Origin of the sequence: Caballeronia sp. M1242 (genome assembly GCF_017220215.1) — a bacterium.
Lineage (GTDB): Bacteria > Pseudomonadota > Gammaproteobacteria > Burkholderiales > Burkholderiaceae > Caballeronia.
Genome location: NZ_CP071131.1, coordinates 416,740 through 441,233, shown reverse-complemented (window position 1 = coordinate 441,233; position 24,494 = coordinate 416,740). Strand labels below are relative to the sequence as shown.

The 24,494-nt window shown below is 65.8% G+C and carries 19 protein-coding genes and 1 pseudogene; 15 read left to right on the top strand and 5 right to left on the bottom strand.

The genetic code is table 11. The features are described 5' to 3' along the window. Window positions 1–2 precede the first annotated feature (2 nt). The 8 genes from JYK05_RS21440 (at window position 3) to JYK05_RS21405 (ending at window position 10,797) form a co-directional block, all read left to right on the top strand. Window positions 3–3,035, top strand: coding sequence for a molybdopterin cofactor-binding domain-containing protein (locus tag JYK05_RS21440; protein WP_206470479.1), 3,033 nt, complete (start codon window positions 3–5; stop codon window positions 3,033–3,035). Next, window positions 3,032–3,853 carry a xanthine dehydrogenase family protein subunit M gene (locus JYK05_RS21435; protein ID WP_206470478.1) on the top strand — a complete coding sequence of 274 codons (822 nt, stop codon included), beginning with the start codon at window positions 3,032–3,034 and terminating at the stop codon, window positions 3,851–3,853. The genes JYK05_RS21440 and JYK05_RS21435 overlap by 4 nt, the downstream gene beginning before the upstream one ends. 20 nt (window positions 3,854–3,873) lie before the next feature. Further along, entirely contained in the window at window positions 3,874–4,386 is a 513-nt protein-coding gene (locus JYK05_RS21430; protein ID WP_371826476.1) for a (2Fe-2S)-binding protein, read from the top strand. After that, window positions 4,379–5,971: an AMP-binding protein gene (locus JYK05_RS21425; protein WP_206470476.1), complete on the top strand. Its 1,593-nt coding sequence runs from the start codon at window positions 4,379–4,381 to the stop codon at window positions 5,969–5,971. Before JYK05_RS21430 ends, JYK05_RS21425 begins: the two co-directional genes overlap by 8 nt. A 5-nt stretch (window positions 5,972–5,976) precedes the next feature. Then, complete coding sequence (locus JYK05_RS21420; protein ID WP_206470475.1) at window positions 5,977–6,783, top strand: enoyl-CoA hydratase/isomerase family protein; 807 nt, start codon at window positions 5,977–5,979, stop codon at window positions 6,781–6,783. Window positions 6,784–6,807: 24 nt separating this feature from the next. Then, window positions 6,808–8,547, top strand: a complete 1,740-nt coding sequence (locus JYK05_RS21415) for a GMC family oxidoreductase (RefSeq protein WP_206470474.1) — start codon at window positions 6,808–6,810, stop codon at window positions 8,545–8,547. 95 nt (window positions 8,548–8,642) lie between these two features. Continuing rightward, entirely contained in the window at window positions 8,643–10,019 is a 1,377-nt protein-coding gene (locus JYK05_RS21410) for an MFS transporter (RefSeq protein WP_206470473.1), read from the top strand. A 79-nt stretch (window positions 10,020–10,098) separates the two neighbouring features. Continuing rightward, window positions 10,099–10,797 (top strand): sterol desaturase family protein, encoded by a 699-nt coding sequence (locus JYK05_RS21405; RefSeq protein WP_175943557.1) that lies wholly within the window; start codon window positions 10,099–10,101, stop codon window positions 10,795–10,797. A 6-nt stretch (window positions 10,798–10,803) separates the two neighbouring features. Here JYK05_RS21405 and JYK05_RS21400 read toward each other — a convergent pair whose 3' ends face one another. After that, on the bottom strand, window positions 10,804–11,721 hold the full coding sequence (locus JYK05_RS21400) for a LysR family transcriptional regulator (protein ID WP_175943555.1): 918 nt from the start codon (window positions 11,719–11,721) through the stop codon (window positions 10,804–10,806). Window positions 11,722–11,873: 152 nt separating this feature from the next. On the opposite strand from JYK05_RS21400, the gene JYK05_RS21395 reads away from it, so the two are divergent. Beyond that, window positions 11,874–13,052 carry a diguanylate cyclase gene (locus tag JYK05_RS21395; RefSeq protein ID WP_206470472.1) on the top strand — a complete coding sequence of 393 codons (1,179 nt, stop codon included), beginning with the start codon at window positions 11,874–11,876 and terminating at the stop codon, window positions 13,050–13,052. Between the two features lie 78 nt (window positions 13,053–13,130). After that, window positions 13,131–13,460 (top strand): GlpM family protein, encoded by a 330-nt coding sequence (locus JYK05_RS21390; RefSeq protein ID WP_175943551.1) that lies wholly within the window; start codon window positions 13,131–13,133, stop codon window positions 13,458–13,460. Window positions 13,461–13,512: 52 nt separating this feature from the next. On the opposite strand, the gene JYK05_RS21385 is transcribed toward JYK05_RS21390, so the two are convergent. From JYK05_RS21385 to JYK05_RS21375, 3 genes are all read right to left on the bottom strand, one after another. Then, on the bottom strand, window positions 13,513–15,087 hold the full coding sequence (locus JYK05_RS21385; protein ID WP_206470471.1) for a catalase: 1,575 nt from the start codon (window positions 15,085–15,087) through the stop codon (window positions 13,513–13,515). 207 nt (window positions 15,088–15,294) lie between these two features. After that, a complete protein-coding gene (locus tag JYK05_RS21380; protein WP_241270078.1) occupies window positions 15,295–16,368 on the bottom strand; it encodes a glycoside hydrolase family protein in 1,074 nt (357 codons plus the stop codon). Between the two features lie 353 nt (window positions 16,369–16,721). Next, complete coding sequence (locus JYK05_RS21375; protein WP_206470470.1) at window positions 16,722–17,633, bottom strand: LysR family transcriptional regulator; 912 nt, start codon at window positions 17,631–17,633, stop codon at window positions 16,722–16,724. Window positions 17,634–17,760: 127 nt separating this feature from the next. On the opposite strand from JYK05_RS21375, the gene JYK05_RS21370 reads away from it, so the two are divergent. The 4 genes and pseudogenes from JYK05_RS21370 to JYK05_RS21355 form a co-directional block, all read left to right on the top strand. Further along, window positions 17,761–18,765 (top strand): aldo/keto reductase, encoded by a 1,005-nt coding sequence (locus JYK05_RS21370; RefSeq protein WP_175943545.1) that lies wholly within the window; start codon window positions 17,761–17,763, stop codon window positions 18,763–18,765. 103 nt (window positions 18,766–18,868) lie between these two features. Then, a complete protein-coding gene (locus tag JYK05_RS21365; RefSeq protein ID WP_206470469.1) occupies window positions 18,869–19,882 on the top strand; it encodes an NAD(P)-dependent alcohol dehydrogenase in 1,014 nt (337 codons plus the stop codon). Between the two features lie 67 nt (window positions 19,883–19,949). Further along, complete coding sequence (locus JYK05_RS21360; protein ID WP_175943541.1) at window positions 19,950–20,261, top strand: hypothetical protein; 312 nt, start codon at window positions 19,950–19,952, stop codon at window positions 20,259–20,261. A gap of 380 nt (window positions 20,262–20,641) precedes the next feature. Then, window positions 20,642–20,758 (top strand): annotated as a pseudogene (locus JYK05_RS21355) (substrate-binding domain-containing protein); the annotation flags it as partial. A gap of 379 nt (window positions 20,759–21,137) precedes the next feature. On the opposite strand, the gene JYK05_RS21350 reads toward JYK05_RS21355, so the two are convergent. Next, complete coding sequence (locus JYK05_RS21350) at window positions 21,138–22,244, bottom strand: sensor domain-containing diguanylate cyclase (protein ID WP_206470468.1); 1,107 nt, start codon at window positions 22,242–22,244, stop codon at window positions 21,138–21,140. A gap of 468 nt (window positions 22,245–22,712) precedes the next feature. Between JYK05_RS21350 and JYK05_RS21345 the strand changes: the two genes are divergently transcribed. Next, entirely contained in the window at window positions 22,713–24,389 is a 1,677-nt protein-coding gene (locus tag JYK05_RS21345; protein WP_206470467.1) for a phospholipase C, read from the top strand. Window positions 24,390–24,494: the final 105 nt, after the last annotated feature.

The following is a 24,494-nucleotide window of genomic DNA, read 5'->3' as shown; positions in this document are numbered from 1 at the left end:
CCATGAATCAGCGCGACACAGGATTCGCGGATATCAACGCACGCGTCGCTGAGAACGTCGCCGCCGCGCCCGAGCGCCACGTCGGCCGTCCGATGCCGCGTGTCGAAGACCCCGCGATTCTGACGGGCCGTGGCCGCTACGGCGACGACCTCGCCGTGAAGCCGGGCACGCTGCAAGCCGCCATTCTGCGCTCGCCGCATGCACATGCGGACATCGTGTCCATCGACACCGAAGCCGCGTCGAAACTGCATGGCGTGCGCGCCATTCTCACGCGCGACGACTTGCGTCCGTGGTCGCGGCCGTTCGTGGTCGGCGTAAAGTCGCCGATGGAACAGTGGGCGCTCGCGATGGACCGCGTGCGCTACGTCGGCGAGCCCGTTGCGGTCGTGATGGCGGAATCGCGCGCCATTGCCGAAGATGCGATGGATCTCATCAAGGTCGAATACGCGTTGCGCGATCCGGTCACGTCCATCGAACAAGCAGTGCATGAAGATTCGCCGGTGCTGCACGAGCGCGTCGGCACCAACGTGATCAGCGACCGCCATTTCAGCTATGGCGATCCGCAAGCCGCTTTCGAGCGCGCGCCGCATCGCGTGAAGCTCGTCGCGCACTATCCGCGCAATACGTGCGCGCCGATCGAATGCGGTGTGGTCATCGCCGAGTATCTGTCGGGCGACGAAGGCTACGACGTCACGTCGAATTTCATGGGGCCGTTCTCGCTGCATGCCGTGATGGCGATGGCGCTGAACGTTCCCGCGAACCGTCTGCGCCACAAGGCCCCGCGCGATTCAGGCGGCAGCTTCGGCGTGAAGCAGGCGGTGTTTCCGTATGTCGTGCTGATGTGCCTCGCCTCGCGCAAGGCCGGCGCGCCGGTGAAATGGGTCGAAGACCGCCTCGAACACCTGAGCGCCGCGACTTCCGCGACCGCGCGCCTGTCCACCCTCGAAGCCGCCGTGGAAAGCGACGGCCGCATTCTCGCGCTCTCGTACGATCAACTGGAAGACGTGGGCGGCTACGTGCGCGCGCCCGAGCCCGCGACGTTCTACCGGATGCACGGCTGTCTAACGGGCGCGTATGCGATTCCGAACCTCGCCGTGCGCAACCGCGTGGTGCTGACCAACAAGACGCCGACCGGCCTCGTGCGCGGTTTCGGCGGACCGCAGGTGTATTTCGCGCTGGAGCGGCTGATTCAGCGCATCGCCATCGAACTGAAGCTCGATGTGCTCGACGTGTACCGCCGCAACTTCGTTCCCGCGGATGCGTTTCCGTATCGCGCGGCAGCAGGCGCACTGCTCGATTCGGGCAACTATCAGGAGGCGCTGCGGCTTTCGAACGTGCAGGGCGGCTATGAGGAACTCGTCGCTCGGCGCGACGCGGCCCGCAAGGAAGGGCGTCTCTACGGCATCGGGTTTGCCGCGATCGTCGAGCCGTCCGTGTCGAACATGGGCTATATCACGACCGTCATGCCGCCCGACGCGCGCAAGAAGGCCGGCCCGAAGAACGGCGCGATCGCGAGCGCGACCGTGAGCGTGGATCTGCTCGGCGGCGTGGTCGTCACGATCGCATCGACGCCGGCGGGACAGGGCCACATGACGGTGTGCGCGCAAGTGGTCGCGGATGTGCTCGGGCTGGACCCGAAGGACATCGTCGTGAACGTGGAATTTGACACGCACAAGGACGCGTGGTCCGTCGCGGCGGGCAACTATTCGAGCCGCTTCGCAGGCGCGGTCGCTGGCACGGTGCATCTCGCCGCGACGCGCGTGCGCGACAAGCTCTCGCGCATTCTCGCGAAGCAGTTCGGCTGCGCAGTGGATGACGTGCGCTTCGAGCGCGCGCGCATCTTCCCGAAAGATGCCGAAGACCGCGCGCTGCCGTTCGCGCGCGCGGCGAGCAATGCGCCGCACTGGGCGCCCGCGCTCCTGCCCGAAGGCGAAGAGCCAGGCTTGCGCGAGACCGTGTTCTGGTCGCCGCCGCACATGGACGCGCCTGATGAAGAGGACCGCATCAACACGTCGGCGGCGTATGGCTTCGCGTTCGACATGTGCGCCGTCGAAGTGGACCGCGCGACCGGACGCGTGCGCATCGACCGCTACGTGACCGCGCACGACGCCGGCACGCTGCTGAATCCCGCGCTCGCGGACGGCCAGATTCGCGGCGCGTTCGCGCAAGGACTCGGCGCGGCGCTGATGGAAGAGTTCCGCTACGGCGCGGACGGCAGCTTTCAGTCCGGCACGCTCGCCGACTATCTGATGCCGACGACCTGCGAAGTGCCCGATCCGGTGATCGTGCATCTGGAAACGCCGTCGCCGTTCACGCCGCTCGGCGCGAAGGGGCTCGGCGAAGGCAACAACATGAGCACGCCGCCGTGCATCGCGAATGCAGTGGCGGACGCGCTCGGCGTCGACGACATTCGCCTGCCGCTCACACCGCAAAAGGTGATGGCGCTGATCGGCATCGACGATCCGGAACCGTCGCGCCCCGAATACCGCGAAGCAGCCGCGACGAAGCCCGCGACGCCGGGCGGCGGCAAGGCATTGACGGCGCAAGGCACGGTCGATTTGCCCGCGACGCCCGAAGCGGTGTTCGCCGTGCTGCTCGATCCGAAGGCGCTCGCCAACGTCATCCCCGGCTGTCACGCGCTGGAGGAGACCGCGCCGAATCAGTATCGCGCGGACGTGACCGTGGGCGTCGGCATGATCAAGGCGCGTTTCGAAGCGCGTATCGGCTTGTCGGAGATCGACGCGCCGCGCCGCCTGCGTCTCGCGGGCGCGGGCATCTCGCCGCTCGGCAGCGCGCGCGGCAACGGTCTCGTCGAACTGACGCCGCACGGCAACGGCACGCGCCTCGCGTACGACTACGAAGCGCAGGTTTCGGGCAAGGTCGCGGCGGTCGGCGGACGCATGCTCGAAGGCGCGGCGAAGGTGGTGCTCAGGCAATTGTTCGAATCGCTCGGCCGGCAGGCGGCGGGCAAGCCGGCGGCGCAGCGCGAATCATGGATCGCGCGGCTGCTCGGCCGTTTCAGGAGGCATGCATGAAACCCGCGCCGTTCGATTATCTGCGCGCGATGACGACGCAACACGCGCTCGACGCGCTCGCGCAACACGGCGAGGACGCCCGCGTGCTGGCGGGCGGGCAATCGCTGATGGCGGTGCTCAACATGCGGCTCGCGCAGCCGCGCGTGCTCGTCGATATCTCGCGCACCGCCGAGCTGGACGCCGTGCGTGTCGATGACAAAACGGGCCATCTCGTCGTGAGCGCGGCGGCGACGCAAGGCAGCGTCGAGTGGCGCCGCTCGTTGCGCGACGAAGTGCCGTTGCTCGCGATGGCGTTTCCAAACATCTCGCATTTTCAGATCCGCAATCGCGGGACGGTGTGCGGTTCGATCGCGCATGCCGACCCGAGCGCGGAACTGCCGCTCGTGCTGGCCGCGCTCGGCGGCGACGTCATGCTGCGCTCGAAGAAGAAGCGCCGCACGCTCGCCGCGCAGGACTTCTTTCAGGGAATGCTGATGACGGCGCGCGAGCCGGACGAACTGGTGGAAGCCGTGCGCTTTCCGGTGAAGAAGCCCGGCGAGCGCCATGCGTTCGCAGAGTTCTCGGCGCGGCACGGCGACTTCGCGGTGGTCGCGTGCGCGGCGGTCGTGACGGACGACGCGATCCGCATCGCGGTCGGCGGCGTCGCGGACCGGCCGGTTGCCGAGACGTGGCCGCGTCTGACAGGCGACGACCTGCGCGGCGCATTGAACGACTTGAGCTGGAAACTGAACGCGCAGGACGACGCGCACATCAGCGCGAAGTATCGCCGGAATCTGCTCCGGCAATTGGGATGGCGCGTGATCGAGGAGGCGAAGTGAGCAACACGGCGGACAACATCATGCGGCACGGCGAGCAGCAGTGCATCACGCTGACGCTCAACGGCCGCGAACGCAGCGGCTATTGCGAGCCGCGCGAACTGCTGTCGGATTTCATCCGGCACGAACTCGGCGCGACGGGCACGCACGTCGGCTGCGAGCACGGCGTCTGCGGCGCATGCACGGTGCATGTCGACGGCATCGCGGCACGGTCGTGCCTGATGCTCGCGGTGCAGGCGGACGGACGGCGCATCGATACCGTCGAAGGTCTCGCGCCGGAACAGACGCTCGGCGACTTGCAGCAGGCGTTTCAGCGTCATCACGCGCTGCAGTGCGGCTTTTGCACGGCGGGCATTCTGATGTCGTGCGCGGATTATCTGCAACGCGTGCCGGACCCGACAGAAGAACAAGTGCGCGAGATGCTGTCGGGCCACATCTGCCGCTGCACGGGCTATACGCCGATCGTCGCGGCCGTGCTCGATGTCGCCGCGCGCCGTCAGGGAAAAGCAAACACGAAGGAGTCCGAACATGCTTGATCTCGGCCGCACTTTCCTGCAAAGCGTCGAGCGCAGCCCCAACGCGCTCGCGCTCGTCGACGGCGACCTGCAACTGACCTACGCGGCGTGGCATCGCGTGATCCTGAATGTCGCCGATGGCCTGCGCGCGCTCGGCGTGCGACGCGGCGACCGGCTGCTCGTCGTGTTGCAGAACCGCTGGGAAATGGCGACGCTGCATTGGGCGGGGCAGTTCGCGGGCATCGTGATCGTGCCGCTCAACTGGCGCGCGAAGCCGGAGGAAGTCGAATACTGCGTGACGGACGCGGGCGTGAAGGCGATCGTCTACGAACCCGTTTCCGCCGATGCCGTGATGCAGAGCGCGTCGGCGCAGAACCTGCCGCGCATCGGGCTCGACGACGTGTCCGGCGGCACGCTGACGTTCGACGCGCTGACCGCCGAGCGCACGCCGCAATGCGCGGGCGACTGCACAGCCGGGCGCATCGACGACAGCACGCAAGCCACCGCCGACGACATCTCGCTGATCCTCTACACGTCCGGCACCACCGGCAAGCCGAAGGGCGTGCCGCGCCGCCACCGCCACGAACGCGCGGGCGCGCTCGCGCATGTCGCGCAGAACCTGTACCGGCGCGGCGAACGCACGCTCGGCGTGATGCCGCTCTATCACACGATGGGCGTGCGCTCGCTGCTCGCGATGGCGCTCGTCGATGGCGCGTTCGTCTGCGTGCGCCGCTGGAACGCGAAGCTCGCGCTGGAATCCATCGCGCAGCATCGGCTGACGTGTCTCTATCTCGTGCCGACGCTCTATCACGATCTGCTCGCCGACAGCGGTTTCGCGAGCACGGATACGTCCTCGGTCAGAAAGCTCGGCTTCGCGGGCGCGCCAATGAATGACGGGCTGCTCAAGCGCCTCTCGGCCGCGTTCGAGCCGGAGTTGTTCGTCAATCACTACGGCTCGTCCGAGGTCTACACGTTCAGCATCGATCAGGACGCGACGAAAAAGCCGGGCAGCGCGGGGCGCGCGGGCATCAATACGCGGCTGCGCGTGGTGAAGCTCGACGCGGTCTCGCCCGACCAGACGGCGAACGTCGGCGAGGAAGGCCAGATCATCGCGGACCTGCTCGGCGACGAAGCATTCGAAGGCTACTGGAACCGCCCGGACGCGAACGCGAAGTCCTTGCGCGACGGCTGGTACTTCACCGGCGACACCGGCTACTTCGACGCCGACGGCGACCTCTACGTGACCGGCCGCGTGGACGACATGATCATCAGCGGCGGCGAGAACATTTCGCCGGTGGATATCGAGTCGGTGCTCTCGCTGCATCCGGCCGTCGATGAAGTCGCGGTCGCGGGCGTGAAGGACGAGCGTTGGGGCCAGCGCGTGGTCGCCTTCATCAAGCGCCGCGAATATGTCGATGCCGAAGGGCTCGACGCCTGGTGCCGCCAGTCCGACCTCGTCAACTTCAAGCGCCCGCGCGACTACGTGTTCGTCGATGACATTCCGAAGTCGCCGGTCGGCAAGATCCTGCGCCGCAAGCTCTCGGCGGGCGAGTACGTGCCCGACACTGCGCCGGCCGCACAACATACAGAAACCACGAAGGAGTAATTCGAATGACTGATCTGAATCATCGCGGCCAGACGCTGCTGCAAGACCTCGACGGCTTCTCGGTCGAGATCGACGCCGAACGCGAACGTGCCGACATCATCCTGCACCGGCCGCCGTTCAACGTCATTTCGATGCACGCCCGCGACCAGTTGCGCGCCGCATTCGAAGCACTCGACGACGACGAGCGCGTGCGCGTGATCGTCGTGCGCGCGAACGGCGAACACTTCTCGAGCGGCGGCGACATCAAGGGCTTCCTGGAAGCATCGCCGGAACACGTATCGAAGCTCGCCTGGAACATCGCGGCGCCCGCGCGCTGCTCGAAGCCGGTGATCGCGGCCAATCGCGGCTTCTGCTTCGGCGTGGGCTTCGAGTTGTCGCTCGCGTGCGATTTCCGCATCGTCACCGACACGACCTTCTACGCGCTGCCCGAACAGAAGCTCGGCCAGATTCCCGGCTCGGGCGGCTCGGCGCGCTTGCAGGCGATGGTTGGCATCGGCCGAACGAAGGACATCGTGATGCGCTCGCGCCGCATTCCCGGCAAGCAGGCGTACGAGTGGGGCATCGCGGTGGACTGCGTGCCCAACGCCGAGCTCGAAGCCGCGACGGACGCGCTCGTCGACGAACTGCGCGCGTTCTCGCCGCTTGCGCAGCGCACCGCGAAGAAGCTGCTGAACGATTCGGAAGACGCGCCGCTTTCCATCGCGATCGAACTGGAAGGGCATTGCTATAGCCGCCTGCGCTCGTCGGACGACTTCCGCGAAGGCGTCGAAGCGTTCCACGGCAAGCGCAAGCCGGTGTTCCGCGGCTCCTGACCCACGCAGAGAGAGGAAGACGACATGAGACGCTTCGATTACGTGATCGTGGGCGGCGGTTCGGCGGGATGCGTGCTCGCGCATCGGCTGTCGGCGTTGCCGTCGCTGCGCGTCGCGCTGATCGAGGCGGGCGCGGACACGCCGCCGGGCGCGGTGCCCGAGGCCATCCTCGACAGCTATCCGATGCCGGTATTCTGCGGCGACACATACATCTGGCCGGACCTGAAGGCGAAAGCCACGAAGCAGGCCGCGCCGCGCGTGTACGAGCAGGGCCGCGTGATGGGCGGCGGGTCGAGCATCAACGTGCAGTCGGCCAATCGCGGCTTGCCGCGCGATTACGACGACTGGGCCGCCACAGGCGCCGACGGCTGGGCGTGGCGCGACGTGCTGCCGTACTTCCGCAAGCTGGAACGCGACCTCGACTTTCCCGGCGGCGAGTTGCACGGCGGCGACGGCCCGGTGCCGATCCGCCGCATCATGCCGAAGGACTGGCCGGCGTTCTGTCATGCGTTCGGCAAGGGCCTGCGGGCGCAGGGCGTCGCCGAATTGCAGGACCAGAACGGCGAGTTCGGCGACGGCTTCTTTCCCGGCGCGTTCTCGAACGAGGACGACAAGCGTGTCTCGACGGCTATCGCCTATCTGGACGAGGCCACGCGCAAGCGCCCGAATCTCCGGATCTACTCGAAGCTGAGCGTCGAGCGCATTCTGATGGACGGCGCGACGGCGCGCGGCGTGATCGCGGTGGACGAAGACGGCGAGCGCATGCGTTTCGATGCGGGCGAAGTGATTCTGAGCGCGGGCGCGCTGCAATCGCCGGCGCTTCTGATGCGCGCCGGCATCGGCGATGCGCGGGAGCTCGCGGCGCTCGGCATTACGTGCGCGGCGAACCTGCCGGGCGTCGGACGCAATCTACAGGATCATCCGTCGCTCACGTTCTGTCATTTTCTCGAGCGGCGCTTTCGCATGCCGCTCGCGCGACGCCGCGCCAGCATGATGGCCGCGCGTCTCAGTTCGGGCGTCGCGGGCTGCGACGAGTCGGACCTGTATCTGTCGAGCGCGACGCGCGCCGCATGGCATGCGCTCGGCAACCGGCTCGGGCTGTTCTTTCTGTGGTGCAACCGGCCGTATTCGCGTGGCCGCGTGCAGCTCGTTTCCGCCGATGCCGCCGCCGCGCCGCGCGTCGATCTCAATCTGCTCGACGACGAACGCGATCTAGAGCGGCTCGCCGTCGGCGTGCGGATGCTGGCGCGCATCGTGGAAGCGTCGGGTCTGAGCCGTGATGCACGCGACTTCTTCCCGGCGGCGTTTTCGCCGCGCGTGAAGGCGTTGAGCCGAGTCGGCGAGGGCAACGCGCTTCTTACGTCCGCGCTCGGGCTTCTGCTGGACACGCCCGCGCCCGTGCGCCGGATGTTGATCGAACGCTTCTTCACGCGCGGCCTGAAGATGAACGCGCTCTTGGCCGACGACCGCGCGCTAGCGGACTTCATTCGCGCGAACGTGTTCGGCGTGTGGCACGCGAGCGGCACCTGCCGCATGGGCGGCGCAAACGACCGCGATGCCGTCACGGATGGGCAAGGGCGAGTGCATGGCGCGCGAGGCTTGCGCGTGGTGGATGCGTCGCTGATGCCGAAGCTGCCATCGGCCAATACGAACATACCGACCATCATGATCGCCGAGAAGATCGCCGACGCGATGGTCGCGGCGCGGCGCGAACGCGCGGCACTCGACGTCTCGGGTTCGCCGCCGCTCGCCGCCGCCCACTAACGATTTTTTAACCTCGACAAGAGCACGCAATAAGAAACGTGCCTGCGAAACCGGGGCGATCGAAAGACCGCCCAGTGACAAACCAGGAGATACACATGTCCGTAGCTGCACAAGACGGGGCCGCCGCGCTTCCGGTGAATCAGCGGCAGATCATGGGCGCGGTGGTGGCCTCGTGCATGGGCTGGGCGCTCGATCTGTTCGACCTCTTCGTGTTGTTGTACGTCGCGCCGGTGGTCGGGCGTCTTTTCTTTCCCTCCGAACACGCGATGTTATCGCTTGCGGCGGTGTATGCGTCGTTCGCGGTGACGCTGCTCATGCGTCCGCTCGGCTCCGCGCTGTTCGGCTCGTACGCGGACCGCCACGGCCGCAAGGGCGCGATGATCTTCGCGGTGGTCGGCGTCGGCATCTCGACGGCGGCGTTCGGCGTGCTGCCGACCGTCGCGCAGGCCGGCCTTATCGCGCCGATCCTGTTCCTGCTGCTGCGTCTCGTGCAGGGCGTGTTCGTCGGCGGCGTCGTGGCATCGACGCACACCATCGGCACCGAATCGGTCGCGCCGAAGTATCGCGGCGCGGTGTCCGGGCTGATCGGCGGCGGCGGCGCGGGGCTCGGCGCGTTGCTCGCCTCGCTCACGTATCTGGCGATGTCGTCCATCTTTCCGGGCGAACTCTTCGATGTGTGGGGCTGGCGCTGCATGTTCTTCACCGGCATCGTGAGTTCGGTGCTGGGCCTCTTCGTGTTCAACAGCCTCGAAGAATCGCCGCTCTGGAAGAAGCTCGCGGCGGAGAAAGCGGCCAAGGCGGCGGCGCAAGTCAAGACGGGACCCGTCGAAGTCGTGCGCTCGCCCATTCGCACGCTCTTTTCGCGCGAGTATCGCGGGGTGTTGTTCGTGAACCTGCTGCTCACGATCGGCGGCGGCAGCGGCTATTACCTCACTTCGGGCTATCTGCCGACGTTCCTCAAGGTCGTGAGCCATGCGCCGAACGGCGCGGCCGCCGCGATCCTGATGATCTGCAGCGTAGCGGTAGTGATCGCATCGATCGCGGCGGGGCATCTCTCCACGTTCATCGGTCGCAAGAGCGCGTTCGTGTGGATCGGCCTCATCCGGCTGGTCGCGCTGCCGGGGCTTTTCCTGTTGCTGCCGACGGCGCAGAGCATCACGATGATCGGCGTCTACGCGGTGCTGCTCTCCGCACTCGGCAGCGCGGGCTATGCGCCGATTCTGATCTTCCTGAATGAACGCTTCCCGACCGCGATCCGCGCGACCGGCACCGGTCTCTCATGGAACATCGGCTTTGCCATCGGCGGAATGATGCCGACCTTCGTTTCGCTCGTCGCGAAGGACGCGAGCCAATTGCCGTCGACGCTCGCGATTTTCGTCGGCGCCATCAGCATCATCTTCCTCGTCGGCGCGTTCGTCGTGCCGGAAACGCTCGGCAAGCTGGACAACAGCGCGGCGCGCAATCCGTCCTGAATCCGTCCTGAAGCATGTCCTTGCGGGCGCGCGACGCACGCGCCCGCATCCTCTGATAGAAACACTGGAGACGCTCATCATGAAATATGACGAGGACGTTCGCGCGCGCTCGTACAAGTTTCGCGACGAATACGTGGATGCGACGCCGAAGTGGTATCGCGGAGAGATGCATCTGGGCTTCACGCTCGTCTTTACGACGGCGGTGATCGTGTATTGCGCCATGCAGCTTCACGCGCCGACGCTTGCGGAATGGCTCGCGGTCGTGCCGCTCTTTCTCTTCGGCAACTGGGCGGAATGGGCCGCGCACCGTTATGTGCTGCATCGGCCGACGAAGTACTTCAGCATGGTCTACAAGCGCCACTGCGCGGTGCATCATCGCTTCTTCACGCATGTGACGCTGGAGTACAAAGGCCACAAGCACTGGCGCGCGCTGCTGTTTCCGCCGTTCGCGCCGGTCGCGTTCGTGCTCGCGGCCGCGCCGCTCGCGTTGCTGATCGGCTTCGTGTTCACGCGCAACGCGGGCTATATCGCGCTTCTGACGATGGCGGCGTACTACCTGATGTACGAAGGCTTGCACACGCTCTCGCACGTCACGGATAGTCCGTTTCTCGACCGCGTGCCGTTCGTCAACACGGTGCGCCGGCTGCACGTGACGCATCACGATCCCGAGCAGATGGCGACGCAGAACTTCAATCTCACCTTCCCGATCTGCGACACGCTGTTCGGCACGCGCAGCGATGCGCCGCGCACGGTGCCAACGACCGCGCGCCGCGGCTAATTCGCATCATGCAGAAGGAGCCGGCGCGCCCGTGGTCACGCGCCGGATCTCCTCGGTGATGATGGCGATGAGCGCCTGCGCCGCCGGCCCGATGGGCCGCTTCGGATGCGTGACCTGAATGATTTGACGCACGATGGGCGGCTTGTCGATGGTGCGCACGCAGAGCCGCCCTTCGTCCACTTTCGACTGCACGACGACGCGCGGCAGGATCGTCGCGACGCCGCTCTGCTCGACGAACTGCACGATCGTGCTGAGAAGGTCGATTTCGAACTTCGGCTTGATGACGATGTCAGCCGCCATCAGCGCGGCGTCGAGCGCGCCGCGCAGGCCGTTGCGACGCGTGGGCAGCACGAGTTCGATGTCGGACTGCGCGACGAGGTCGATCGTCTCCGGCAGATCCGGCCCGTGCGCCGCGCTCGTCACGAGCACCATTTCTTCGACGAGCAGCGGCTCGACATCCAACGCGAGACGGCCGCGCGGCTTGTTGATGATCGCGGCATCGAGCCGGCCGGATTCCACCGCGTCGATGAGTTGCGCGCTGAAGCCGTCCGCCACCGATACCTCCACTTGCGGAAAGAGGGCGTCGAAGCGCGCGAGCGATTCGGGCAAGACGCTCTGCGCTTCCGACGACACCATCCCGAGCGACACGCGCCCCGTCACGATGACATCGCGCCGGCTCAGTTGCTCGCGCGCGTGGCCGATGTCGCGCATGATCGGCGTGTAGAGCCGGTACATGAGGCGCGCGGCTTCGGTCGGCGCCATGCCGTGCGGCCCGCGTTCGAAGAGCGTCTGCCGCAGCTCGGCTTCGAGCTTCGCGATCTGCATGCTCAGCGCGGGCTGTGCGATATTGAGGCGCTTGGCCGCCCGCGTGACGGTGCCTTCTTCGAATAGCGCGATGAAGTACTGGATCTGCTTCAGTTCCATGTGACAGGCGTGCGCAGCCGTGCGGCGAAACGGACATGGTACCGCCGGGCGGCGCTTCGCGGTTCAACGCGCCCTTCAGCATTCGATGCGTCGAGCCGTTAACTCCCTCGTATGGAATCGTCATTTCCAGCAGATATCAGGCAAGCGAGCGCATGCGTGTCGACCTCATCACCTTCTATGTCCTAGTCGTCGGAACGCTTCTCGTCAGTTGCGGGATGACGTTTTGGGAACATCGCACGAACCCCGGACGCAGCAGGGAACTCAAGATCCTCGCGGCGGGCTACGGCACGCTCGCCATCGGCTGCGCGGCGGCGTCGTTCCGGCACGCGGTGCCGGGCGTGCTCGGCTCGGCGTTGAGCAACCTCGTCATCGAGGCGGGCTATCTGTTGATCCTGCGCGGCGTCGCGGCGTTGAACGGGCGGCGTTATCGCGCATTCTCCATCGGCCTGCTCGCCGTGCAGGCGCTCGCGTGGGCGATCGGCGGCGCGCGCTGGCAGGAGACCGTGTGGAGCTTTGCGAGCGCCCTGCCCATCGCCGCCGCGGCCGCGATGACCTCGCGCGAACTGCTCCGCAGCGACCGCATGCACTGGGGACAGGCGCGGCGCATCGCCGTGATCGTGTGCGGCGTGCATGCGCTCCTCTACGCCGCGCGCGCGTGCGTTCTCCCGTGGATGGCGGCGCTCGGCACGCCGCTTTTGATGCTGATCGCCAAGATCACGATGTACGAGGGCATTCTCTATTCCGTCCTCTTGCCGATGACGCTGCTGCGGCTCGTCCGCGACGAAGCTCACGCGCAGCTTTTGCGGCAATCGCAGACCGACTATCTGACCGGACTCGGCAATCGCCGCTCGTTCTTCGAAGACGGCGCGCGCGCGGCCGCCGGGCGCGACGTGTCGGTGCTCGCCATCGACCTCGACCACTTCAAGACCATCAATGACCGATACGGCCATCAGGCCGGCGACGAAGTGCTGAAGACGTTCGCGCTCGTCGCGCGAAGCGTGCTGGGACCGGAAGCGGTTCTCGCGCGCATCGGCGGCGAAGAGTTCGCTGCGGTGCTGGCCGGGCCTCACGGGGATCGCGCGAAAGAGCTCGCGGAGGACGTCGTCAGACGCTTCGCCGCGACGACCTCTCGCGGCGCGAACGGCGCGGAATTGCGGGCGACGGTGAGCATCGGCCTCGCGCGGTCCGGCACGCCCGAGAGCGCGCTCGCCGATGTGCTCGGCGCGGCGGACCGGGCCTTGTATGCGGCGAAGGCGGGCGGCGGGAATCGGGTGGAAGTGGGGCGGCTCGCGCAGTGGGGCGAGGCGCGGTGTGATGAGGGGGTGGTTTGAGCGGAAGGTGGTCGAGCGCCCACGCCCGTCCCACTCTCCCTATAATCCCCGCTTCGCACCTGCATCAACGGAAATTCGATGGACGTATTGTGGAAGGGTCTGCTCGGCGGTCTCGTCACCGCGCTGATCGCGATGGCATCCAAACGGGGCAACGTGCTGCCTGGCATTCTGCCGCTTGCGCCCACCTTCGCGATCATCGCGCTGCTCGCGGTAGGCGCGAAGGGAGATGCGGGCGGGTTCAGAACCGCATGCCTCTCGGGCGCGCAAACGATTCCCGCCTACCTCGTGTTCCTCGGAACGTGTTACGTGCTCGTGCATTTTGTGGACTACCGGCTCGCGATACTCGGCGGACTCGCCGCATGGCTGATCGCGGCGCTGACCATCTTTCTCGCGCCGCGATTCTTCTAGCCATGCGCACGGTTCGAAGCGCTTGCAGTATGCGCCCCGAACCGTCCCTCGATCAACGCGCCGCTTCTTCTTCCGGCTCGTTAGTCGTGTAAGCCGGCGTTTCACGGCCTCCGCCGGGAAGCGGCTTGCCTTCCAACGGCGGCAGCTTCTTGGCTTCTTCGAGGTCGATGCCCGCGCCCTGCGCGACGCGCGTTCCGTAGTCCGGATCGCAGTGCCAGAAGTGCCACACCATGCGCAGCGCGATCGGCTTCGGGCACGCCTTCATGTCTTCGACGAGGTTCGCGATCAGGTCATCGCGCTCCCAATCCTCGAACGTGCGATACCGCTCGCCGGCCTGCTTGTAGTCGTCCTGCGTGCGCGACGTCTGATAGCGTCCGAGATGCCCTTCGACCCACTGGTGGTAGTCGTGCTCCTTCTTCGGCGCTTCTTTCAGGCCACCCATCATGCTCGGCTCATAGTTGACGTGCGGATTCTCGCCCGCCTGATCGACGTAGTACGCCATCTGCCCGTCGCGCTGATTCGTGCGCGCGCCGTTCTTCGGCGCATTGACCGGCAGTTGCAGATAGTTCGGGCCGACGCGATACCGCTGCGTATCCGAATAGGAGAGCGTGCGTCCTTGCAGCATCTTGTCGTCGGAGAAGTCGATGCCGTCCACCAGCACGCCGGTGCCGAACGCGGACTGCTCCGTTTCGGCGAACACGTTCTTCGGATTCTGGTCGAGTACGAGACGTCCCACCGGCAAGAGCGGGAACTTGTCCTCGGGCCAGCGTTTCGTGTCGTCGAGCGGATCGAAGTCGAGTTCGGGATGCTCGTCGTCCGACATGATCTGCACGCACATTTCCCACTCGGGATACTCGCCGCGTTCGATCGCGTCGTACAGGTCGCGCGTGGCATGGCCCACGTCCTTCGCCTGAATGTCGGACGCCTGCTGCGAGGTCAGATTCCTCACGCCCGCTTTTGGCTCGAACGAGAACTTGACGAGCACGGCTTCGCCCTGATCGTTCACGAGCTTGTACGTGTTGACGCTCGAACCCTGCATGTGGCGGTAGTCGGCGGGAATGCCCCACGGACTCTTGACCCACGTCACCATGTGCAGCGATTCCGGATGATGCGCGATGAAATCGTAGAAGCGCCACGGTTCCTGCCGGTTCGAGACAGGATCAGGTTTGAACGCGTGGATCATGTCGGGGAACTTGATCGCATCGCGGATGAAGAAAATCTTGAGGTTATTACCGACGAGGTCCCAGTTGCCGTCTTCCGTATAGAACTTGATGGCGAAGCCGCGCGGATCGCGTGCCGTCTCGGGCGACTCCTTGCCGCCGATCACCGTGGAAAAGCGCAGAAAAACGGGCGTCTTGACGCCGGTTTGCGTCAGGACCTTGGCGCGCGTGTACTTGCAAGCCGGTTCATTGCCAATCTTGCCGTACGGCTCGAAATAGCCGTGAGCCGCGGTGCCGCGCGCATGCACGACGCGCTCGGGAATGCGTTCGCGATCGAAGTGAGTAATCTTTTCGATGAATGGATAATTTTCCAGCGTCGCCGGGCCGCGTTCGCCGACGGTGCGCATGCTCTGATTGTCGGGAACAGGATGTCCCTGTCGCGTGGTGAGAAATGCCTTGTCGCTCATAGCGCGCTCCTTGCTCTGTGCCAGAGTCACAGGTGAGTGGTCGAGCCGGCGGCACGTTCTTGTCCGCCGGTTCGTCTCGTCGTAGCAACGCGCATACCGGTGGCCGGTGCGGTTACAGGACGACGCGCGTCTATGTTAAGCGAGTTCGCGTCCAGCATTCGTCGAGTTGAGCGGGCAGATCGCCATGTCGATCTGCCCGCGTGCCGCTTACTTCGGGTTTGCCGCCACGAAGTTCTTGAACGCACTGTAGGCCGCCTTGGTGGTCTTGCCGTCGTTCTTCAAGACACCGTAGTTGCCTTCGCCGCCCACGGGATCGTCATACAGCTGATACGCCTGGATCGACTGGATGTTGTACTTCGAGGCGATCGAGACGAACTGCGCCATCATCTTGTTGCCCACGAGGTACGCCGCGATCTGGTCGTCCGTGCCCAGCCACGGCCGCACGCCGAATTCGTTGATCCAGATCGGCTTGCCGAACTGTTGCAGCGTCGCGAGGATGTCGTGACAGCCGGTGCCGCCGCAAGCATGCGTGATGTCGCCCTGATCCGAATACCAGTGCCATGCGGTGATGTCCCACGTCACCTTCGGATAGCCCGACGTGCCGTCCGGCTGCGTGCCGTTCCACAGCATCTGGTCGAAGCCGTAGTGCATCCACGCGCCGCCGCCGATGATGATCTTGCCGTTCGTATCCACCGACTTGATGCCCGCGATCATGCCGCGCACGATACCGCGCGCAATCTGGAACTTGGCGTTGACGAACTGCTGCGGATATACGCCGTCCACATTGCCGGTCAGAAGGCTGCTGTCGAGCTCGTTGCTGACTTCGTAGTACGGGTACTTGTACGCCGTCGCCGTTTGCTTGCCGAGCGTGAAGCCGGCGTTGTAGGCATCGGTTTCGTTCGTGAAGCTGCTCACGCCGATGAGCAACACCGGATAAACCGTGACGCCTGCCGCTGCTGCCGTCTTCGCGATGCCGGCGAGCTTGGTCGCCGAGCCGAGGTTGTACACCTCGTTGCGGTAGAGCGTGGCGCCGAGGTCTTTTACCTGCTGAAGCTGAAGCGTGGGCGTCGAGATGTCGTACGCGCCGCCTTCGTTATTGTGCCCGTTGATGCCGTAGAAAATGCTGCCCGGCACGGTCGAGGCCTTCGCGGTAGCGGCTGCATCGAAGGCGGAGTCGGCGGCGCTGCCACCGCCGCAAGCGGCAAGCAGCAATCCCGTGGTGATGGCGGCGGCGAGGGCGGCCTTGCGCGCGAAGAGGCGTCGTGTGGTGGTCTGGGTCATGATTTCTTGTTGGTTAGTATGGTAAGTACTACTGATAGACAAGCGTGCATCGTTAAGGAGAGGCGTGCTGTCCGGAGCGCCAGTCGAGGGCGGGTCGGCAACGGGCCTGTGTCCCGCGTATCCCTGCGGGCGGGTAAAGCTGATGATCTGATTCGACGCGGCACGCGCGCTTTCATGCGCTTCCGTTACGGAAGCGCATCGTGCAAACGTTTGCAGCGGAAATCGATTTAGGAAGAACTTACCGTGTTTGTAACCAGTTGTTGCTCTTCTTGCTTGTTTAACGACCCCTGCCTGACCGACTTTAGCTTTTGTCTAAAGAATCTACCGCGCGTGTTTCCGGATGGCGGTATTACTTACTTGTCGGCTAGCGCGGCGTTCTCGGCCCGAAGAAAATCGACGAACGCGCGCAGTGGCCCCGGCATGTGCGCGCGGCTCGGGTAGTAGAGGGACGGCCCCGGAAAACTCTGCCACCACGGCTTGAGCACGGGAACCAACGTGCCGCGCTCGATCTCCGCGCGGACGAATTCTTCGAAGGTATAGGTCAAGCCGAGTCCGGCGAGCGCGGCGCTGCGGCTCAGTTCGATCGACGTCGTGGCAAGCGGCCCGCGCGGCGTGATGCGCACCGTCTTGCCGCCGCGCTTGAATTCCCACGACGCGAGCACGCCGCTTTCGAAGCGATGCCCGATGCACGCATGGTTCACGAGCTCGCGCGGATGCTTCGGCTCGCCATGCGCTTCGAGATAGGCAGGCGCGGCGGCCGCGACGAAGCGTTGCGTGCGCGGACCGATCGGCACCGCGATCATGTCGCGCTCGATGCTTTCGTCGTAGCGGATGCCGGCGTCGAAGCCCGCGGCGAGCACGTCGATGAAGTTGTCGGTTGCGCTGATTTCGAGCGAGATGCCCGGATGCGCGGCAAGAAAGCGCGGAATGATGGACGGAAGTATTTCCCGCGAGGCGATGGTCGGCACATTGAGACGCAGCGTGCCGGTGGGACTGTCGCGAAAGACGTTGACGGCGTCGAGCGCGCCGGCGATCTCCGCGAACGCGGGCGTGAGCCGCTCGATCAGACGCTGCCCTGCTTCCGTCGGCGTCACGCTGCGCGTGGTGCGATTAAGGAGTCGTACGCCGAGCCGCGCTTCGAGACGGCGAATGGCGTCGCTCAGAGACGAAGCGGACACGCCGCGCAATAGCGCCGCCTGACGGAAGCCGCGCGAGCGCGCCACGGCGAGATACGCATGCAGGTCCGACAGATCCGGTTCGCTCATTGTTCGCCTCGGCGCACAGCCCATTCGCATTGAGGCGGATTATCGCACGCGGGGTTTGCTCGGATAATGCATCGCAAGCCCGGGTTCGCGGGCTCCATCGTCTGACTATCTCGTTGGGAGAATCAACATGAAAGTGCGTCAACTTGGCAATACGGGACCGCAGTCATCCGCCATCGGACTCGGCTGCATGGGCATGTCCGGCATGTACGGCCCGTCCGACCGCGCGGAAAGCATCGCGACGATTCACGCCGCGCTCGAAGCAGGCGTCACGCTGCTCGATACCGGCGATTTCTACGGCATGGGCCACAACGAATTGCTGATCGCCGAGGCGCTGAAGAGCGCGCCGCCGTCGCGCCGCGATTCGGCGATCATCAGCGTAAAGTTCGGCGGCATGCGTGACCCGGCGGGCAACTGGACCGACTACGACGCGCGGCCCAATGCGGTGAAGAACTTTCTCGCCTACACGTTGCAGCGCCTGCAAGTCGACCATATCGACATTTACCGCCCCGCGCGGCTCGATCCCAAGGTGCCGATCGAAGACACCGTAGGCGCGATCGCGGACATGATCCAGGCGGGCTATGTGCGCCACGTCGGACTGTCCGAAGTGGGCGCGGCGACCATCCGCAAAGCTGCGGCCGTGCATCCGGTTTGCGATCTGCAAATCGAATACTCGCTGATTTCGCGCGGCATCGAAGACGCGATCCTGCCGGCGTGCCGGGAACTCGGCATCGGCATCACGGCGTACGGCGTGCTGTCGCGCGGCCTTATCAGCGGCCACTGGACGAAGGCATCGGCGCAAGCGGGCGACTGGCGCGCGCACAGCCCGCGGTTTCAGGAGGGCAACGTCGAGCGCAACCTCGCGCTCGTCGATGCGCTCGCGCAGATTGCGCAGCAGAAGGGCGTGAGCGTGGCGCAGATCGCGATTGCGTGGGTGCTTGCGCAGGGCGAGGACATCGTGCCGGTCATCGGCGCGCGCACGCGGGAGCGGCTCGTCGAATCGCTGGGCGCGCTCGATGTTTCGCTGAACGCGGACGATATCGCCGCCATCGAGGCCGCGGTGCCGAAGGGCGCCGCCGCCGGAGACCGCTATGCGGCCGTGCAGATGGCGCATCTCGATAGCGAGAGAGGCTGACCGCGCGCGCAAGAACGAGCGGGTCCACGAGTTGCGGCGTGAGTCGCGCGCGCTTCTTGGCGCGCGACCGATTCACTGCCGCAGCGCGGCCAAGGAGATTCTGATGAAGGCATTCGTCGTCCGCGCGCCGGGCGGACTGGACAAGCTCGAGATTCGCGATATCGCCGATCCGGGCCAGCCGGGGCCGGGACAGATTCGCGTTGCGATACACGCGACATCGCTCAACTTCCACGACCTGCTCGTGGTGAGCGGCAAGAGCCCGACCGCCGATGGCCGCGTGCCGATGGCGGACGGCGCGGGCGTCGTCGAGGCGCTCGGCGAGGGCGTGACCGAGTTCGCTGTCGGCGACCCTGTGGTGTCGTGCTTCTTCCCGCAATGGATCGACGGCGCCGCGCAAGCCGAGGTGGGCAACTTCGCGGGCACACCGGGCGACGGCATCGACGGCATGGCGGCGATGCATGTGGTGCGCGCGGCGACCGCTTTCACTCACGCGCCGCGCGGCTGGCGTCACGCCGAAGCCGCGACCATCACGACAGCGGGCCTCACCGCGTGGCGCGCGCTCGTCGCGGACGGCGCGCTGAAGGCGGGCGATACCGTGCTCGCGCTCGGCACCGGCGGCGTGTCGATCGCGGCGTTGCAGATTGGCAAGATGATGGGCGCGCGAGTCATCGTCACGTCGTCGTCCGACGAGAAGCTGGAGCGCGTGAAGGTGCTCGGCGCGGACGAGGTCGTCAACTACCGCGAGCACGAGAAATGGGCGGCGCAAGTGCTCGAGCTGACTGGCGGACGAGGCGTCGATCATGTGATCGAAGTAGGCGGGCCGGGAACGCTCGCCCAGTCCATCGAGGCGGTGCGCGTGGGCGGGCATATCTCATTGATCGGCGTCCTGACGGGGCGCGAAGGCACCGTGCCGACGTCGCTCTTGATGGCGCGGCAGGCGCGCTTGCAGGGGCTAATCGTCGGCAGCCGGCGGCAACAGCAGGAGTATGTGCGCGCGCTCGAACAGAGCGGGGTACGGCCCGTCATCGACAAGACTTTCGACTTCGATGCGCTCGCGGATGCGTTCCGCTATCAGCAAAGCGCGGCGCATCTGGGGAAGATTTGCGTCGAGTGGTAAGAGCCTCAATGCCGCCCGTGGCATGCGCATTGCACGGATGCTGGTCGAATAATCGAAGGAGATTGCAATGACTGGCAAGTACACAGCGGCATTGGGTCTGTTGCTCACGACTGCGGTAATCGCCGCGACGCCCGCCTCGGCGAACGACGCGGGCGGCTCCGCCCTGCTGCTCGCGCAGGCGACGCCGGGCAATCAGCAGCGCAACGAAGGGCTCGGCGTGCGCGGCGGGCAGTCGGGACAGAGCGGGCAAGGCGCGAGTCCGCAGGGCGGCCAGGGCGGCGCGACCCAGACCGGCACGCCCCCGGCGGAACTGAAGCGTGATGAGACAGCGCGGCAGCATGGGAAGGCGGGCGGGGCGTCGGGGGCAAGTGGGAAGTAGGGCGTGGCGGCGGCGCGGATTGGTCGAGCAAGCATGCATAGTCGATGCCGGGCTTCGCGCTTGTCGCCTCCGAGCCGACGCCTTGACGTTGCAAGTTCCCCGCCGCGCAAGGCGCTGCATGCAAGCTGTTGCCGGAGTCGCGTCGCTCGATATGAGATCGATGACCATCGTCCTCTATCCGATGCTCGACTCGCTGCGAGCAAGCGCGCTTTGCCCAACTCGCAGTTCCACTCGTTTGCCGCATCGACTTGACGCGACCGGCGCTGGGGCCAATCGCGCGACGCGTTATGCCGGGACGTATCGAAGGATCGCGAGCCGCATTCCGTTTAACTCATCCGTCGATACGCTCGCGATGTTCGATAGTCGCCGTTCGCGACCCCGGCATTCCGGTCGGCGCAAAGCATCCGGACGAAGCGCGGGCGCTGCTGCGGTTCCTCGCGTCGCCCGCCGCGCAGCCGACCGTACGGAAGACCGGGCTCGATTCCGTCGCGCAATGAAGCCGCGTTGATAGCGGCGCGGTTTCTTGGAAGCACGGGCAGTCGCTGCATGCGACCAAGCGCGATTCGCCGGTGCAAGCAAGCTGCACGCGCCGTCCACGCAGAGTGCGCGGACGGCGGGGCTGTGAAGCAAACGCGTTGCTGACCGCGACGCACGCGCCGTCTGGCGGTGAACTTCAAAGAGTGAGTCCTTGCACGGGCAAGCCGTCGATCTACCCGTACACCCCCGCCTCAGCCAACCCTTCCTCGAACAGGACCCACCGGTTCCTTCCCCCGTGCTTGGCCGCATACATCGCGGCGTCGGCCTTTCGTAGAAGCGGCTTTGCTTCATTGCCGTCTTCGGGGCAGGTGCTGATGCCCACGAATATCAGCCGCCGATCTACCCGTACACCTCGGCCTCGGCCAACCCTTCCTCGAATACGACCCACCGGTTCCTTCCTCCGTGCTTGGCCGCATACATCGCCGCGTCGGCCTTGTTCAGAAGCGGCTGCGCTGCGTCGCCGTCTTCGGGACACGTACTGATGCCCACGCTCAGACGCGGAACGACAGTGTCGCTGCCGAGCCGCACCGGCGCGTTCACCGCGTCGATGAGCCGCGCGGCCAGCGACTTCACCGCTTCGAGCGCGGGCAGCGTCGATACCATCACGAATTCGTCGCCGCCGTATCGCCCGATCTGCTCGGTGACGCCTGCCGTCGCCATGAGCCGCGCCGCGACCGTGGCCAGCAGTTCGTCGCCGTGGTGATGGCCGAGCGAATCGTTCACCACCTTGAATTCGTCGAGATCGATGAACAGCACGCTCACGCGCGTGCCGTCCGCCCGCGCCCGCGCGAGCGTGTCGTCCAGACGCCGCGCGAGCGTCGCCCGGTTCAGTAGGCCGGTGAGCACGTCGCGTTCGTTGAGATGCTTGAGCGCGCGGGAACGGTCGGCGAGCTTGATCGCCGTGCGGTGCGTGACGATGCCGAGCGACAACGGATAGACGATCAGCATCGGCGCGCTCGCGATGGTGCTCGCCGACACGCTGCCCCAGTCGAAGCCGACGCCGAACACGAGCGCGCCGAGCGCGAATCCCGCGAGACAAAAGAGCGACCCGCGCGCGAGCAAGCGCGCGCCGCCCGCCGCCACGTTGTTCATCATGAACATCAGGAGGACGAGCGTGGACGGCAGCCACGCGAACTTCATCGCGACGACGATCATCGCGCCCGCGAGGTTGTCCACGTAGATATTGCGTCGCTCGCTGCGGTCCGGGTAGGCGCCGGCGCGCGCGAGGAGAAACGCGAGGTGCGGCCAGCCGAAGCAATACGCCAGCACGAACAGTCGCGCGCCGGCCGATGCATGCTGCATCCACAGCACCGTCTGCACGAGCACGAAGCCCATCGCCAGGCCGATGCAGCGCAGCCCGTACGCCCGCCGGACAAAGCCGACGCCGCGGCGATGCGTCGCCGGCCGCTCGTCGGGCGCGAGATCGGACGCATCAGCGAAGGTCATGGCGGCGGCCCTCGGTCGATGCAACGCCCGCGCGATGCGCGAAACCAAGTCCGCGTCCGAGCATGCCCGGCGCATCGCCGCGACGGGCGACGATGCAGCGGGTGAACGATCGAAGGTGACGAAGCATGGGCGTGAAGAATGAGCGAGCGAAAGGGCCGGCCGCGCGGCGCACGCGAGGCGATAGCTGGTTTACGTCGCGTGGATGCGATGCTTTAGCACGACGAACCGCGCATTTACCCGCACGATGCCGCTCATTTTTTGTCCATGCGCGTCGGCGCGTAACGCTTTCGAAAGTCCGCCGCGACGAATCGTCAACTCAAGGTAAGTCCGTCGCAAGCGCACTGTCTTAATGAGGCCATCAGCGAATGCTTAAATCCGTCGCGCGTGCTCAGCGCGCGCTCTCGCTTTCGCGGCGCCTGGAAGCGCGAACGAACGAACCACTATCAAAACGACACCGGAGTCCCCTTCATGTTTCGTCGAGCCCTCATGGTTGGCGCATCGGCCGCCGCCGCAATCGGCATGTACGCCTGCGGCAGCGACCATAACGACACCCCGCAAAGCGCGCAGAACAAGCTCGCCACGGCGACGCCCATCAAGCATCTCGTCGTGATCTTCAACGAGAACGTCTCGTTCGATCACTACTTCGCGACCTATCCGAACGCCACGAATCCGGCCGGCGAACCGGCCTTCACGGCGGCGGCGGGCACCCCGGCAGTCAACGGCTTGAGCGGGACGCTGCTCACCGCCAACCCGAACTTCACGAATACGCTGAACGGCGCAGCGGCGGCCAATCCGTTCCGCCTCGACCGCACGCAGGCGGCCACTGCCGACCAGAATCACGCGTACACCGCCGAGCAGCAGGCCTACAACAACGGCGCGGCGGACCTGTTCCCGAAGTACACGGGTAAGGGTTCGAGCGGCGGCGCGGGTTCGTTCGGCACGGCCGGTCAGGTGATGGGCTATTTCGACGGCAACACCGTCGCCGCGCTCTGGAACTACGCGCAGAAATTTGCGATGAGCGACAACGCCTACACCGACACCTACGGCCCGTCGACGCCGGGCGCGCTCGAAGTGGTGTCGGGCCAGAACAACGGCATGCAGATCGTCAAGGCGAGCAAGCCCGTGTTCAATATGACGACGGCCTCCGGTTCGTACTATGTCGCGGACGGTCAGGGCGGCTACTCGATGATCAACGACGTCGATCCCGGCTACGACATCTGCTCGAGCACGACCGATCAGGCGATGATGACCTCGAAGAACATCGGCGATCTGCTCAACGCGAAGAACATCACGTGGGGCGGCTTCATGGGCGGCTTCAACCTCGCGACCGTGAACGGCAACGGCACGACCGGCTGCAAGCGCAGCACGGTATCGCCGGTGGTCGGACAGGCGACGGCCGACTATATCCCGCATCACAACTGGTTCCAGTACTACGCGTCGACGGCCAATCCGCAGCACTTGCGCCCGAGCTCGACGGCGGCCATCGGCTCGTCCGTGGAAGCGGACGGCAAGACGCCGGAGCCCGCGAACCATCAGTACGACAGCGACGACTTCTTCGCGGCGGTGAAGGCGGGCAACTATCCGTCGGTGAGCTTCGTGAAGGCGCCCGCGTTCCAGGACGGCCACGCGGGCTATTCGGACCCCCTCGACGAACAGGCGTTCACGGCGAAGGTGGTGAACTTCCTGCAGCAGCAGCCGGACTGGAACAGCACCGCCGTGATCGTCGCATGGGACGACTCGGACGGCTGGTACGACCACGCGTACGCCACGCCCACCGCGTCTTCGTTCGACGCGCAGGCCGACCAGCTGAACGGCGCGGGCAAGTGCGGCTCGGGCGCGGCGCCGATCGGCGTGAACGGCGGCGCGGTGAATGGCCGCTGCGGTCCGGGTACGCGCATTCCGTTCCTCGTGATCTCGCCGTGGGCGAAGGTGAACTACGTCGATCACACGCCGATCAGCCAGGCTTCCGTGGTGCGCTTTATCGAAGACAACTGGCTTGGCTCGGCGCGTCTGGGCGGCGGCTCATTCGATGCGACCGCGGGCAGCATCATGGGCATGTTCGACTTCAGCGGCAAGGGCAACAACGCGAAGCTCTTCGTCGATCCGAACCTCGGCTCGCCGGTGGCTTCCGTGCCGGCCATCTAAGCCTGGCCATGCACGCACTCACGGCGCGTCCGTGCGTGCGTGCGCCTTTCACCTTTTCGTTGTCGCCGCTTGTCGGCGACAACGCGTTTTCATCGAAGCTTTCGT

Excerpts from the sequence above, each read along its gene's own strand:
- JYK05_RS21440 (WP_206470479.1), top strand. The coding sequence starts at position 3 with ATGAATCAGCGCGACACAGGATTCGCGGATATCAACGCACGCGTCGCT.
- JYK05_RS21435 (WP_206470478.1), top strand. The coding sequence starts at position 3,032 with ATGAAACCCGCGCCGTTCGATTATCTGCGCGCGATGACGACGCAACAC.
- JYK05_RS21430 (WP_371826476.1), top strand. The coding sequence starts at position 3,874 with ATGCGGCACGGCGAGCAGCAGTGCATCACGCTGACGCTCAACGGCCGC.
- JYK05_RS21425 (WP_206470476.1), top strand. The coding sequence starts at position 4,379 with ATGCTTGATCTCGGCCGCACTTTCCTGCAAAGCGTCGAGCGCAGCCCC.
- JYK05_RS21420 (WP_206470475.1), top strand. The coding sequence starts at position 5,977 with ATGACTGATCTGAATCATCGCGGCCAGACGCTGCTGCAAGACCTCGAC.
- JYK05_RS21415 (WP_206470474.1), top strand. The coding sequence starts at position 6,808 with ATGAGACGCTTCGATTACGTGATCGTGGGCGGCGGTTCGGCGGGATGC.
- JYK05_RS21410 (WP_206470473.1), top strand. The coding sequence starts at position 8,643 with ATGTCCGTAGCTGCACAAGACGGGGCCGCCGCGCTTCCGGTGAATCAG.
- JYK05_RS21405 (WP_175943557.1), top strand. The coding sequence starts at position 10,099 with ATGAAATATGACGAGGACGTTCGCGCGCGCTCGTACAAGTTTCGCGAC.
- JYK05_RS21400 (WP_175943555.1), bottom strand. The coding sequence starts at position 11,721 with ATGGAACTGAAGCAGATCCAGTACTTCATCGCGCTATTCGAAGAAGGC.
- JYK05_RS21395 (WP_206470472.1), top strand. The coding sequence starts at position 11,874 with ATGCGTGTCGACCTCATCACCTTCTATGTCCTAGTCGTCGGAACGCTT.
- JYK05_RS21390 (WP_175943551.1), top strand. The coding sequence starts at position 13,131 with ATGGACGTATTGTGGAAGGGTCTGCTCGGCGGTCTCGTCACCGCGCTG.
- JYK05_RS21385 (WP_206470471.1), bottom strand. The coding sequence starts at position 15,087 with ATGAGCGACAAGGCATTTCTCACCACGCGACAGGGACATCCTGTTCCC.
- JYK05_RS21380 (WP_241270078.1), bottom strand. The coding sequence starts at position 16,368 with ATGACCCAGACCACCACACGACGCCTCTTCGCGCGCAAGGCCGCCCTC.
- JYK05_RS21375 (WP_206470470.1), bottom strand. The coding sequence starts at position 17,633 with ATGAGCGAACCGGATCTGTCGGACCTGCATGCGTATCTCGCCGTGGCG.
- JYK05_RS21370 (WP_175943545.1), top strand. The coding sequence starts at position 17,761 with ATGAAAGTGCGTCAACTTGGCAATACGGGACCGCAGTCATCCGCCATC.
- JYK05_RS21365 (WP_206470469.1), top strand. The coding sequence starts at position 18,869 with ATGAAGGCATTCGTCGTCCGCGCGCCGGGCGGACTGGACAAGCTCGAG.
- JYK05_RS21360 (WP_175943541.1), top strand. The coding sequence starts at position 19,950 with ATGACTGGCAAGTACACAGCGGCATTGGGTCTGTTGCTCACGACTGCG.
- JYK05_RS21350 (WP_206470468.1), bottom strand. The coding sequence starts at position 22,244 with ATGACCTTCGCTGATGCGTCCGATCTCGCGCCCGACGAGCGGCCGGCG.
- JYK05_RS21345 (WP_206470467.1), top strand. The coding sequence starts at position 22,713 with ATGTTTCGTCGAGCCCTCATGGTTGGCGCATCGGCCGCCGCCGCAATC.